The 12,459-nt window shown below is 71.4% G+C and carries 12 protein-coding genes; 2 read left to right on the top strand and 10 right to left on the bottom strand.

Features of this window, described 5'->3' with window-relative positions; genetic code table 11:
- Nucleotides 1-89 precede the first annotated feature (89 nt).
- Nucleotides 90-833, top strand: coding sequence for an SCO3374 family protein (locus ACFVIM_RS02030; protein ID WP_384297348.1), 744 nt, complete (start codon nt 90-92; stop codon nt 831-833).
- A gap of 20 nt (nt 834-853) precedes the next feature.
- Here the strand turns inward: ACFVIM_RS02030 and ACFVIM_RS02025 are convergent, their stop codons facing one another.
- From ACFVIM_RS02025 to ACFVIM_RS01980, 10 genes are all read right to left on the bottom strand, one after another.
- The gene (locus tag ACFVIM_RS02025; RefSeq protein WP_384297346.1) at nt 854-1,189 is read right to left on the bottom strand and encodes an Lsr2 family protein; all 336 of its coding nucleotides are present in this window, start codon (nt 1,187-1,189) and stop codon (nt 854-856) included.
- Between the two features lie 143 nt (nt 1,190-1,332).
- Nucleotides 1,333-1,854: an amino-acid N-acetyltransferase gene (locus ACFVIM_RS02020; RefSeq protein ID WP_384297345.1), complete on the bottom strand. Its 522-nt coding sequence runs from the start codon at nt 1,852-1,854 to the stop codon at nt 1,333-1,335.
- A 9-nt stretch (nt 1,855-1,863) separates the two neighbouring features.
- Nucleotides 1,864-2,310 (bottom strand): BlaI/MecI/CopY family transcriptional regulator, encoded by a 447-nt coding sequence (locus tag ACFVIM_RS02015; protein WP_384297343.1) that lies wholly within the window; start codon nt 2,308-2,310, stop codon nt 1,864-1,866.
- 463 nt (nt 2,311-2,773) lie between these two features.
- Complete coding sequence (locus ACFVIM_RS02010) at nt 2,774-2,947, bottom strand: hypothetical protein (protein ID WP_384297341.1); 174 nt, start codon at nt 2,945-2,947, stop codon at nt 2,774-2,776.
- A gap of 14 nt (nt 2,948-2,961) precedes the next feature.
- Nucleotides 2,962-3,627 (bottom strand): hypothetical protein, encoded by a 666-nt coding sequence (locus ACFVIM_RS02005; protein WP_384297390.1) that lies wholly within the window; start codon nt 3,625-3,627, stop codon nt 2,962-2,964.
- Between the two features lie 1,019 nt (nt 3,628-4,646).
- Nucleotides 4,647-5,447: a type III pantothenate kinase gene (locus ACFVIM_RS02000; RefSeq protein ID WP_384297340.1), complete on the bottom strand. Its 801-nt coding sequence runs from the start codon at nt 5,445-5,447 to the stop codon at nt 4,647-4,649.
- A complete protein-coding gene (gene nadC / locus ACFVIM_RS01995) occupies nt 5,447-6,457 on the bottom strand; it encodes a carboxylating nicotinate-nucleotide diphosphorylase (RefSeq protein ID WP_384297339.1) in 1,011 nt (336 codons plus the stop codon). The genes ACFVIM_RS02000 and nadC overlap by 1 nt, the downstream gene beginning before the upstream one ends.
- Complete coding sequence (locus ACFVIM_RS01990) at nt 6,454-8,169, bottom strand: L-aspartate oxidase (RefSeq protein WP_384297337.1); 1,716 nt, start codon at nt 8,167-8,169, stop codon at nt 6,454-6,456. The genes nadC and ACFVIM_RS01990 overlap by 4 nt, the downstream gene beginning before the upstream one ends.
- Nucleotides 8,166-9,182 carry a pantoate--beta-alanine ligase gene (panC, locus tag ACFVIM_RS01985; protein ID WP_384297336.1) on the bottom strand — a complete coding sequence of 339 codons (1,017 nt, stop codon included), beginning with the start codon at nt 9,180-9,182 and terminating at the stop codon, nt 8,166-8,168. Before panC ends, ACFVIM_RS01990 begins: the two co-directional genes overlap by 4 nt.
- Nucleotides 9,183-9,633: 451 nt before the next feature.
- The gene (locus tag ACFVIM_RS01980) at nt 9,634-10,554 is read right to left on the bottom strand and encodes a Rossmann-like and DUF2520 domain-containing protein (protein ID WP_384297334.1); all 921 of its coding nucleotides are present in this window, start codon (nt 10,552-10,554) and stop codon (nt 9,634-9,636) included.
- 725 nt (nt 10,555-11,279) lie between these two features.
- On the opposite strand from ACFVIM_RS01980, the gene ACFVIM_RS01975 reads away from it, so the two are divergent.
- Complete coding sequence (locus ACFVIM_RS01975; protein WP_384297388.1) at nt 11,280-12,389, top strand: threonine aldolase family protein; 1,110 nt, start codon at nt 11,280-11,282, stop codon at nt 12,387-12,389.
- Nucleotides 12,390-12,459: the final 70 nt, after the last annotated feature.

The raw sequence follows: 12,459 nt of genomic DNA, 5'->3' as shown, positions 1-12,459 counted from the left end.
CGCCGGCACTGACCCCCTGTGACAACGACCCACCGCGGTCACCCTCCCACCCTGCGTAACTCCCGGAGGTGGCCGGGAGTTCCCGGAATATGTCACGGACCGTTGCACAGCCCCGCGCCCCTTTCGGCACTCCCGGTGGAAGCCAGGGGTCCGCACGACGCGGTTCCGACGGGGCCCGCGGAACGCACGGAACGCACGGAACCGGCAGAGCTGACGGTGCCATGACACCGTGGGCGCGATGGTACGAGACCGTGCTCGACTGGGCGTCCACTGACGGCCCACCCGTGGGCCTGCTGACCGGATCCCGCTTCGACGTCCTGGAAGCACCCCTGGAGGCCGGGAAGGCCGCGCTGCGGCGCCTGGACGCGCTCGGCTGCCCTACCGGGCCGGTCGCGGTCGCGGACGGACGTCTAGGGCTGCTGGTGGCCACGGGCAGCGCCGACGAGTTGCCGGGACTGCTCGACTGGCTGGAGTGGGGCGGGATCACCCTGGGACTGACCGCCCGGGGCGCCGGAGGGCGGATGACCGCCCCACCACCTCCGGGCACCGTGGTCCCCATGCCGCCCGCCGGAGGCGGAGGGACCGGCTCCCGGGAGGCCGCGCACTGGCTGCGGCCCCCCGTGCCGGGGCGCGAGGTGGAGCCGACGCTCCCGGCGCTGTCCCCTTTCGGGCGCGGTCCGGGTGCCAACCAGGGCCACGGCCCCGATCTCGTACGACTCCTGGACACGGTGGCCACGGAGTGCCACCGGGCCCGTTTGCTGCGTACGAATGCGCGAGCGCCGCGAAGCGCGCACACGCACGAATACCCAGCGTGCGAATACTCGGCCGACTAAGAGAGTGCTGAGCGTCCCGCTCAGCCGTTCGCCTTCTCGTACGCCTCACGGACCGTGGCCGGGACACGGCCTCGGTCGTTGACCTCGTAACCGTTGGCCTTGGCCCACGCACGGATTTCGGCGGTGTCCTTGTTGCCACTCACCGACGCGCGTCCCTTGCCACGACCCGAAGCGGCGCGACCACCGGTGCGCCGACCGTTCTTGGCATACGGCTCAAGGAGACCGCGGAGCTTGTCCGCATTGGCGGTGGTGAGGTCGATCTCGTAGGTCTTGCCGTCCAGAGCGAACGTCACCGTCTCGTCCGCCTCGCCGCCGTCGAGGTCATCGACAAGAAGGACCTGAACCTTCTGTGCCACCGGATTTCCTTTCATCGAAAATGCAGTACGCGGAAAGGAAACCGCTTTTTCTTGAAAAACTCAAACCCTTGGCAGAGGTTCAGAACCTCAAGAACGCGGGAAACGTGCGCGATTCGGACATAGGGATCGTCCGCAAGCAGTGATCACAGGTGCAGAAGCATCCGGCTGTTGCCCAAGGTGTTGGGCTTCACCCGTTCGAGCCCCAGGAACTCGGCGACACCCTCGTCATAGGAACGGAGCAGCTCCGCGTAGACATCTCCGTCGACCGGTGTCTCACCGATCTCCACGAAGCCGTGCTTGGCGAAGAAGTCCACTTCGAAGGTGAGGCAGAAAACCTTGCGCACACCGAGCCAGCGCGCGGTGTGGAGCAGCTTGTCCAGTACTTGATGGCCGATCCCCGCCCCCTTGAACTGCGGATCCACGGCGAGAGTCCGCACTTCCGCGAGGTCTTCCCACATCACGTGTAGCGCACCGCAGCCGACGACGGTGGCGTCCTCGTCGCGTTCCGCGACCCAGAACTCCTGGATGGCTTCGTAAAGTGTGACGGTCGCTTTGTCGAGCAGGATGCCATCCCGTACGTAGGGATCCACGAGTCGACGGACCGCGGGCACATCGGTGGTCCGGGCCCGTCTGACGGTGACGGCATTTGCTGCGGCATAAGGCATACGGTGACGTTATCGCTCCGGAGCCGCTCCGCCTTCGGCGGGCGGCTCCGCTCCATCACCACCGGACTCGGGAGGATCCTCGGGCACGGCGACCCGATCCACCTGGACCATACGGACAGCGGCCTGGAGCGACTCCCGCTGCTCGGGAGACATCATGCCGAAGAAGGCGACCAGCGCGGCGGCGGGGTTGTCGCTCTGGGACCACGCGTCGTTCATCAGCGCGGCGGAGTAGGCGGCGCGAGTGGATACAGCGGTATATCGATAGGCGCGGCCCTCGACTTCCCTGCGGAGCCAGCCCTTCTGATGAAGATTGTCCATAACCGTCATGACGGTCGTGTAGGCGATGGACCGTTCCTGCTGAAGGTCTTCCAGGACTTCCCGGACAGTTACCGGACGGTTCCACTGCCAGACACGCGTCATCACGGCGTCTTCGAGCTCTCCCAATTGACGGGGCACATTTCCACCATAGTGGGCAAAACCAGAATGGCAGGTAATGACGTAACAAAAAGGACGCATGATGGTGCGGTGTCAACCGCGCGCACGTGCTGGCGAGCATGCTGCGGCGCCCCGCCCATCCCATCAACCATGCGTGAGCGGACGCACGGGGAAGGGGAAGCGGCGCGGGGAAAGAGTCCGAGCGGCGGGGCCGGAGATCCGGCGGAGGTCGCCAGGGTGGACCGCAGGGCCGGGGGCGGAGATCCGGTGGCGTAGCCGACCCGACGGCGTCGAGAAAGCTGGCGACACCGGATCCAGGCGTGACGACTGGGCGGCCCGGCGGAGCGGCTGACCAAAGGACCGATTCGGGTGGCGCGGTGGAGCCGACGGCCTGCCTCCGGGAAGGGGCCATCGACTCCACCGCCCCTGTCTTGTGAGGCAGGGGCAGTGGACGAGGTGGACCGCGCGGGCGGTCCGTGCCAGGTCAGTCCGTACGCGGGGTCTGACGGGTGGCCTCGGCGCGGGCGATCGTGGCGTCCACGATCGCATCCTCCTTGGCCTTGTTCGGGCCGCCCTGGCTCTTGACGATGGTCACGATCAGAGCGGTGAAGAAGGTGGCCATCACCACGGGCGGCACGAGGGCGGATACGTAGTCCATGACTCCCAGAGTAGCTAGCCCGCCGCGAGCCGCTCCGGTGGGGGCGCGGGGCGGCGGCGCGGCGGGAAGACCTCGGAGGGCTTGGGGACGGGTCGCTCACCCGGGGTGGGCTTGGGAGCGGGACTCGGTGTGGCCGGCTCCGGCTTGGGCCGACGCTGAGGCGTCTGAGGCCGACGCTCGGGGGTGGGCTTGGCGGCGGACTCATCGGCGGCCAGGAACGGCTCGTACGGCTCCCCGGACCGACGAGGCTCATCGACCCGTCCGCCAGGAAGCGCCAAGAGGCGGGTGCGAGGTGCTGGAGTGGTGACTCGTCGGGCCAGGCGGCCGCGCACGGAGTGCTCGGCGAGGATCTGACAGCGCTCCAGGACCACGTCGGCGACGGGATTCGTCCGCAGGGTCCGCAGGGCGGCGAGATCCTCGGGGCGCGGGTCGTAGCCCGCCGCCAGGGCGTCCTGGAGCAACTCCAGATATCCCGTGATGGAACCGGGGAGGGCGTCGCGGTACCGGGCGAGGTCGGCGAGGAGGAAGGCGCGCAGCCGGGCGGCCTCGCGCGTGGCCTCGTCGAGAGAGCCCGCCAGGCGGTGGCAGCCCTGGACGTCCTCAGGGGTGAGGGAGGTGGGGTGGAGGGCGACGGCGAGGGCGCGTCGGAGCACACGCAGCTCATCTGCGCTGAAGGCCATACCGCCGCGGGATCCGTATGGCGTGGGCATGGCCCGACGATACGTGGAGGGTGGACAAAATTCACTTAATGGTGGTTATTCGGGCGTGCCGGAGTCCTTTCGACGAGCCGGAGTCCTTTCGACGAGGGGGAGATGGAGGTGAACTACTGGAGGACGGGTGTCGCGTGTGAGGTTTGGCCAGCGGGCGAGGTCCGGCCAGCGGGAGGGCACGGACCTCCCGGGGGCCGGTGGGCTCCTGCCTCGCTCTCGCTCGTTCCAGCCCTTGTGAGGCCGGCCCGGTCGAGGAGCCGCATCCGCCCCGGTCGGCGGGCGGGCACGGCGTCCTCCGGCCGGAATCCTGGTCGGAAGGAGAACCGAGCTTGTGGCCCGGACTGGCCGCCCGAACCGGTAGAAGGCCGTCGGACCCGATCGGGAATCCGGTGTCGGAACGGGTCGGAGAACTCGCCGGAACCGAGGGGAGACGGGCCGAGGGCCTCGACCGGAATCCGGGCGGGGAGCAGGTGGGATCCTCCCCGCCGGATCAGCGACGGGTGGCGAGGAGTTGTGACCACCATGCCCTGAATCCGATGAGGCCGGGAGCTGACCGTCCACAGCTCAGGCCATTAGTCATATGGATCAAGGCCGCTGTGGACAGCGCGCGGCACGAATGACCGGGTTCGGGCGAAGCTTTCGGCATGACACGAACACATGAGCCCGACCGTTGTCCGGGTCCGGCCCTCAGCGCCCGGTCCGCCCCCGTCCGCCCAATCGGCATCCGGCGGGGCTCTCCCCCCTTACGCGGCCGGGCGGGCCTGTCCGGCTGGGCGGGCCTGTCCGGCCCGCTCTGTTCCTCCGGGCCATTCCGCTTCGCCAGACCACTTCGTTCCTCCGAGCCGACCCGGTCATCCAGGCCGGTCTCTCCCCCCATGCCGCCCGGCCTGGGCGCACCACCCGACGCACCACCCGGCCGGTCCTCGGGCGACGCGCGTGCGCCCGCGGTCAGCGCCCCGCGGACAGTGCTCCGTCAACGGGACACTCCCCTACATGCGCGAGACGTTCCGCTCGTAGACCAGTCGCAGCCCGATCAGCGTGAGCCATGGCTCGTGCTCGTCGATCTCGGCCGCGTCACCGAGGACCATCGGTGCCAGACCGCCCGTGGCGATCACGGTGACATCGTCCGGATCGCCCGTGGTCAGCTCCCGCTTCATCCTGCGGACCACACCGTCGACCTGCCCGGCGAAGCCGTAGAGGATGCCGGACTGCATCGCCTCGACCGTGTTCTTGCCGATCACACTGCGCGGTCGGGCCAGCTCGATCTTGCGCAACTGCGCGCCCCTGACGCCGAGGGCGTCGACCGAGATCTCGATACCGGGGGCGATCACCCCACCGGTGTACTCGCCCCGTGCGCTCACCGCGTCGAAAGTGGTCGCGGTGCCGAAGTCGACGACGATCGCGGGGCCGCCATAGAGCTCCACCGCCGCCAGCGCGTTGATGATCCGGTCCGCGCCGACCTCCTTGGGGTTGTCCATGAGGATCGGCACCCCGGTCTTGATGCCGGGTTCGACGAGGACCGACGGCACATCACCGTAGTACCGCCGGGTGACCTCACGCAGTTCGTGGAGGACGGAGGGGACGGTGGAGCAGATGGAGATCCCCTCGATGCCGTCACCGAGTTCCATCCCGAGCAGGGGGTGCATGCCCATCAGGCCCTGGAGCAGCACCGCCAGCTCGTCCGCGGTACGACGGGCATCGGTGGAGATGCGCCAGTGCTCGACGATCTCCTCGCCGTCGAAGAGGCCCAGGACGGTGTGCGTGTTACCGACGTCGATGGTGAGCAGCATCAGAGATCCGCCTCATCGGCTTCACGGAGGTCGAGACCGATGTCCAGGATGGGCGCGGAGTGGGTCAGGGCGCCGACGGCGAGATAGTCGACCCCCGTCTCCGCATAGGCGCGGGCGTTGGCGAGGGTCAGTCGCCCGGAGGACTCCAGGACCGCGCGGCCCGCGACGATCTCCACCGCGTCCTTGGTCTCGGCCGGGGAGAAGTTGTCCAGCAGGATCAGGTCGGCGCCCGCCTCCAGGACCTCGCGGACCTGGTCCAGGGTGTCCACCTCGACCTCGATGGGCAGTTCGGGGAAGGCGTGCCTGACTGCCTTGAAGGCCGCCGCGACTCCGCCCGCCGCGACCACGTGGTTGTCCTTGACCAGGGCCGCGTCGGAGAGCGACATCCGGTGGTTGGCCCCTCCGCCACACCGGACCGCGTACTTCTCCAGGGCCCGCAGTCCGGGTGTCGTCTTACGGGTGTCGCGCACCTTCGCCCCGGTCCCCTCCAGGGCATCGGCCCAGGCGCGGGTGGCGGTGGCGATCCCGGAGAGGCGGCACAGGATGTTCAGGGCGCTGCGCTCGCCGGTGAGCAGCTCACGGGTGCTGGTGGTGACGGAGAGGAGCTTCTGGCCAGCCTCGACACGGTCGCCGTCGGCGACATGACGCTCGACCGCGAACTCACGGGTGGCGACCACGGAGAGGATCGCCTCGGCGATCTGGATGCCCGCGACCACCCCGGGCTCACGGGCGGTGAAGTCACCGGTGCTGACCGCGTCCTCCGGGACGGTCGCCACGGTGGTGACGTCCACCCCGCCGTCGAGATCCTCACTGAGCGCGAGATGTGCGACGTCCTCGACCTGGACGGGGTCGAGCCCGGAGGCGGTGAGCAGAGCGGCCAGGGCGGGGTCCAGGCCGCAGGCGTACTCCTCCGCGTCGGACGGGTCGGTTCCGCAGCCGCAGGAGTCCCCACAGCCGATCTGGATCAGCGGTACGTCGACGGGGGTGGGTCGTTCTTGGGGCGTGCTCACGGCTGGGACTCCCTCATGGCTGTCGGCGGAAACGTGGTGCTCTCCGTCCGCGTGACGAGGAGCGATCGGTCGGGCGCGAGGCGCACGACGACATGGTGGCGCCCGGTGGTGTCATCACGGTCAGGGTGGTCCTCGCGCCAGTGACAGCCGCGGGTCTCCTCGCGGTGCAGGGCGGCGGCGGTCAGCACCCGCGCGACACAGAGCAGGTTGGTGGTCTCCCAGGAGTCCACCCCGGGTTCGGCGTCCTTCTCGCGGTCAACGGCCGTGGCGGAGCGGTCGAGCGCTCCCAGCGTGTCGGCGGCCTCCCGCAGGCTCGCGGCGGAGCGCAGCACACCCGCTCCCTGGGACATGGTCCGCTGGATCCGGGACCGCGCCTCGGGGGCGATCAGCGGAAGCACGGAATCGGAGGAGGTGGTGAGCGGAACGGGCCGCGGGGCGGTGAGAGGAGCGAGGGAGGCGATGTCATCGGCGATGCGCTCGGCGAAGACCAGACCTTCGAGAAGGGAGTTGGACGCCAGCCGGTTGGCGCCGTGCACCCCGGTGCAGGCGACCTCGCCACAGGCCCACAGCCCAGGGACGGTGGTGCGGCCGCGCAGATCAGTCCGTACGCCTCCCGAGGCGTAGTGGGCGGCCGGTGAGACCGGGATGGGTTCGGTGACCGGATCGATGCCATGGGCACGGCAGGCGGCCAGGATGGTGGGGAAGCGGTGCTCCCACATCTCGGCGCCGAAATGACGGGCGTCGAGGTACATGTGGTCGGCGCCCTGTCCCCGCATCCGGCGCATGATCGCCTTCGCGACGATGTCGCGGGGGGCGAGTTCGGCGAGTTCGTGGGCGCCGAGCATAAAGCGGGTGCCGGAGGCATCGACCAGATGGGCTCCCTCACCCCGGACCGCCTCAGAGACGAGGGGCTGCTGGCCCTCGGAGTCGGGGCCGAGGAAGAGCACGGTGGGGTGGAACTGGACGAACTCCAGGTCGGAGACCTCCGCCCCGGCGCGCAGGGCGAGCGCGACGCCGTCGCCGGTGGAGACGGCGGGGTTGGTGGTGGCGGCGAAGACCTGGCCCATGCCACCGGTGGCGAGGACGACGGCGGGAGCGTGGACCGCGCCGACACCGTCGTGCTGACCCTCGCCCATGACATGCAGGGTGACGCCCGCGGTGCGGCCGTCGGAATCGGTCAGGAGGTCAAGGACGAGTGCGTTCTCCACAGTGGTCAGTCCGGCGGCGCGGACCGCCTCGACCAGGGCGCGGGAGATCTCGGCGCCGGTGGCGTCGCCGCCCGCGTGCGCTATGCGGCTGCGGTGGTGACCGCCCTCGCGGGTGAGGGCTATCTCGCCGGTCGCCGAGGTGTCGAAGCGGGCGCCCGTGGCGATCAGCCGCCGTACCGCGTCGGGCCCCTCGGTGACCAGGGCGCGTACGGCTTCCTCGTCACAGAGACCGGCGCCCGCGACGAGGGTGTCCTCCAGGTGCTGCTCGGGTGTGTCGCCCTCGCCGATCGCGGCGGCGATCCCGCCCTGGGCCCACCGGGTGGAGCCATCGTCGAGCCGGGCCTTGGTCACCACGACGGTGGTCAGCCCGGCCGCCGCGCAGCGAAGCGCGGTGGTCAGACCCGCGACACCCGAGCCGACGACAACGACATCGGCGGTGAGGGCCCACCCGGGGGCGGGGGCCGCCAGCCGTATGCCCGTGCCGTACGCGGGTGACAGGGTCACGAGGGAGCTCCGAAGCTGAGAGGGAGGTTGTCGATCAGACGGGTCATGCCGACCTTGGCGGCGACGGCGAGGATCGCGTCACCGGTGTGGTCGTCGGGGACTTCGGTGAAGTCGGCGGGGTCCACGAGGGCGAGATAGTCCAGGACGAGGGGCGGAGTGGCACGGGCGGCCTCGTCGAGGACCGCACGGGCCGCTGCCCGGGCGGCCGCGGCCCCGGCGTGGGCGGCCTGCGCGACCGCGGCGGCGTCAGCGGCGGCACGGGCCTCCCCTATCGCCGAGAGCGCGGCAGCGCGGGCGAGGGTGCCACCGCTGGCCTCCGCCCGTGCCGCGAGCGCCAGCTGGGCGGCGAGTCGGTCACGGGCCGCGAAGAGGGCACGGGAGAGGGTGAGGGCGGTGGTGCGTTCGGCTGGGGAGAGATAGCGGTTGCGGCTGGAGCGGGCGAGCCCGTCGGCCTCACGCACGGTGGGCACCCCGACGATCTCCACGGGGAAGTTCAGATCGCGCGCCATCCGGCGGATGAGGGCGAGCTGCTGGGCGTCCTTCTGTCCGAAGAGAGCCACATCCGGACGGGTGAGGTGGAGCAGCTTGGCCACGACGGTGAGCATGCCGTCGAAGTGACCGGGGCGGCTGGCGCCCTCCAGGCGCTCGCCGAGCGGCCCCGCGGTGATCGTCACCGCGGGCTGTCCCCCCGGGTAGATCTCGGCGGCCGAGGGAGCGAAGACCAGATCGGCGCCCGCGCCGGCGGCGGTGACGAGATCGGCGTCGAGGGTCCTGGGATACCGGTCCAGATCCTCGCCCACCCCGAACTGGAGCGGATTGACGAAGACGGTGACGGCGACGAGCCCCTCGCGCCCCACCCGTTCCCGGGCCGCGCGGATGAGGGCGGCGTGCCCCTCGTGGAGCGCGCCCATCGTCATCACGACGGCCGTGCGGGAGTCGTCACCGGAGGTTCGCGCGCCGAGGGCGGCGTCCAGCTCGGCGATGGTCGGTACGAGGACGAGAGCACTGGTCATGGTCAAGGTGCCACCGTGAGAGATCGGGCCGGCAGGGAGAGAAGAGGTGAGGCTGCCAGGGCAGGCCGCCCCGAAGGGGGTCCTACGACGGCAATAGCCCGCTGATCAGCCATGGCCGCCACCGGGCGGGTGCATCGCCGCCCGCTGGGGTTCACCTGGCGGAGGAGAGGGTGGGGAGAGAGGGAGAAGGGGCCTGCGGGGCCGGCCGTCCGTGGGGCCGGGGCCGGGCCGGTCAGCGCGCCAGTCGGCGCCGACGCGCGCATGGGCTTCGCACGCGTCATCGAGGGCCACCCGGACGCCGGGCGGCCCGTGGAGCGAAGCCGGGACGGAGGCGTCGCGGTGCGAGCTCCGGCCGGGGCACCCGCCGCGAGACGCGCAGGTCCTGGTGGAGGCGCGGTACCCGCCACTCCGGTGAGCGGCGCCTGGCGCCCTCTTGGGTGAACGAGGCTGGTCATCGGGGCGCGTCCTCGGCGAGGACACCGAGAAGGTCCTCGGCCAGCTCCGGCTTGAGGAGGCCATAGGCGAGGGCGCGATCGGCGGTGGTGCGGGCCATCGCGAGATAGCCCGCGACGGTGCCTGGTGCGTGTTTGCGCAGCTCGGCGACGTGGGCGGCCACGGTGCCCGCGTCACCGCGCGCGACCGGACCGGTCAGGGCGGCGTCACCGGAGCGCAGGGCGTTGTCCAGGGCGGCGCCGAGAAGGGGGCCGAGCATGCGGTCAGGCGCGGACACCCCTGCTGTGCGCAACAGCTCCATCGACTGGGCGACCAGCGTGACCAGGTGGTTGGCGCCGAGGGCCAGGGCGGCGTGGTAGAGCGGCCGGGCCTCCTCGGCGATCCACTCGGGCTCCCCGCCCATCTCGATGACCAGCGCCTCGGCCGCGAGCCTCAGCTCGTCGGGGGCGGTCACCCCGAAGGAGCACCCGGCGAGCCGCTGGACGTCCACGCTGGTGCCCGTGAAAGTCATCGCGGGGTGCAGTGCGAGCGGCAGCGCGCCCACACGGGTGGCCGGGGCCAGCACCCGGGCGCCGAACCGGCCGGAGGTGTGTGCCAGCAGCTGGCCGGGCCGTACGGCACCGGTCTCCACCAGCCCTTCGACGAGCCCGGGCAGCGCGTCGTCCGGAACGGTGAGCAGCACCAGCTCGGCACGGGCCAGCACCTCGGCGGGCGGAACGACCGGGACCTCGGGCAGGAGCGCGGCGGCCCTGCGGCGGGAGTCGTCCGAAACCGCCGAGACGGCGACGGGCCGGTGTCCCGCGAGCTGGAGCGCGGCGGCGAGCGCCGGTCCGACCCGACCCGCGCCGACGATGCCCACGGTGAGACGGGCGGGTCTGCTCTGCGCGTCGAGCGGGTCGTGTGGTGGGGTGGGGTTCACGTGGTACGGCCTTCCGTTCCAGTCCGCGGCGGGTACCGGACGATGTGCCGTCATGCTACGCCAGCACCGAAAACCCCTCGGGTTGTCCACAGGCTGTGGGCGATGATCGGCGGATGACCGAGACAAGCGATCAGCGGGGCGGGGCGGACGAGCATCGCGGGGAGCAGGAGGCCCGGCCCGGTGAACCGGCGACGAGCCACCGGGAGCCCCAGCCCCGGCCCGACGCTGTGGCGACCTCTCCCCCGGGCGGGGCGGACACCCCCGGCACCCGGCCCGGCCCTGGCCGCCCCCCGGGCGGCGGCCAGGGCGTGGAACACGGCATGGACCGAGGCGCGCACCAGGGCAGCCACGCGGACCCGGAGCTGGCCCCGGAAGGAAACCAGGGCGCGGACCTGGACCCGGCCCCTGCCCAGGACGCGACTCCCGGCCCTGCCCAGGCCTCAGGCTCGAACCAGCCCCACAGGGCGGACCAGGATGGGAGCGAGCCGGGTGTTCCGGCCGGGGAGATCACGGCGGGGCGGCGGCCTCCGTCCCCCCGCCCCGCCGACCAGGGCGAAGCGTGGGCTGGTGAACGAACCGACGAAAGGGGCGATGACCAGCCCGCCCGCCAGGACGGCACCGACACCACCGACACCGCCACCGACACCGCCACCGCCACCGACGACCAGACCGACAACTACCGACCCGACGAGCGGCCCGACGCTGCGGCCGACCGGAAGCGGCGTCTGGCCGCGTGGCGGGGGTCGGAACGGGCGCTGTGGCGTTCCTCGGCCGAGTACACGATCGGAGAGCGGCTCTCCGCGCTGACGGCGGAGTCTCGGGAGGTGTACGCGTTCGACCAGACGGTCGACATCTACGGGGACGGCATCGTGGCGGAGCTGGAGCGCCGGGTCGCCGACCGCCTCGGTATGGAGGCGGCGGTGTTCTTCCCGAGCGGCACCATGGCCCAGCAGGTCGCGCTCCGCTGCTGGGCGGGGCGCACCGGGAACGACACCGTGGCCCTCCACCCCCGGTCCCATCCACAGGTGCATGAGCGGGACGCGCTCTCCGTGGTCAGCGGGCTGCGTACGGTCCACCCGACGTCGCGTCCCCACTCCCTGCCCACGGCGGCCGAGGTCGCCGAGTGCGAGGAGCCGTTCGGGACGCTGATGCTGGAGCTGCCGCTGCGGGAGGCCGGATTCGCCCTCCCGTCCTGGGAGGAGCTCCAGGAGGTGGTGGCGGCGGCACGGGAACGGGACGCCGTCGTCCACTTCGACGGCGCGCGGCTGTGGGAGTGCGAGACCCACTTCGGCCGTGATCTCGCGGAGATCGCCGCCCTCGCCGACAGCGTGTACGTGTCGTTCTACAAGTCGCTCGGCGGTCTCTCCGGTGCCGCGCTCGCGGGTCCCGCCGAGGTGATGGACGAGGCCCGCGCGTGGCGTCACCGCTACGGTGGCCAGCTCTTCCAGCAGTTCCCGGTGGCGCTCTCGGCCTTGGTCGGCCTGGCACGCGAGCTGCCCCGGCTGCCGTCCTACGTCGCCCACGCCCGGCTGATCGCCCCGGCCCTGGAGTCCGCCCTCCGTGAGGCGGGCCTGCCCTGGTTCCGGGTCCAGCCCTCGCTCCCGCGGACCCACCAGTTCCAGGTCTGGCTCCCCTATCCGAAGGAGAGGCTGGACGACGCCTCGGTACGGCAGGCGGAGGAGACCGGGGTGACCCTTTTCCGGGGCTGGTACGAGAGCGGCGAGCTGCCGGGCATGTCGATGACCGAGGTGACGGTCCAGGCGGAGGGCCTGACCTGGGACGCGGAGGATGTACGGAAGGCGGTGGGCGACTTCCTGCGGAGGCTGGCGCCCTGACCCCGTCCGCCCGCCGGGGGATCGGCCCAGCGGGCGGACACCCCCGGCGCACCGGAGCGGACCGGGCGCG

The sequence above is a fragment of the Streptomyces sp. NPDC057638 genome (assembly GCF_042800315.1).
In the GTDB taxonomy this organism is placed as follows: domain Bacteria; phylum Actinomycetota; class Actinomycetes; order Streptomycetales; family Streptomycetaceae; genus Streptomyces.
Note: the sequence above shows the minus strand (reverse complement) of the source record. Positions and strands in the feature narration are given on the sequence as shown.

Excerpts from the sequence above, each read along its gene's own strand:
- panC (WP_384297336.1), bottom strand. The coding sequence starts at position 9,182 with ATGACCAGTGCTCTCGTCCTCGTACCGACCATCGCCGAGCTGGACGCC.
- ACFVIM_RS02030 (WP_384297348.1), top strand. The coding sequence starts at position 90 with ATGTCACGGACCGTTGCACAGCCCCGCGCCCCTTTCGGCACTCCCGGT.
- ACFVIM_RS02020 (WP_384297345.1), bottom strand. The coding sequence starts at position 1,854 with ATGCCTTATGCCGCAGCAAATGCCGTCACCGTCAGACGGGCCCGGACC.
- ACFVIM_RS02000 (WP_384297340.1), bottom strand. The coding sequence starts at position 5,447 with ATGCTGCTCACCATCGACGTCGGTAACACGCACACCGTCCTGGGCCTC.
- ACFVIM_RS02005 (WP_384297390.1), bottom strand. The coding sequence starts at position 3,627 with ATGGCCTTCAGCGCAGATGAGCTGCGTGTGCTCCGACGCGCCCTCGCC.
- ACFVIM_RS02010 (WP_384297341.1), bottom strand. The coding sequence starts at position 2,947 with ATGGACTACGTATCCGCCCTCGTGCCGCCCGTGGTGATGGCCACCTTC.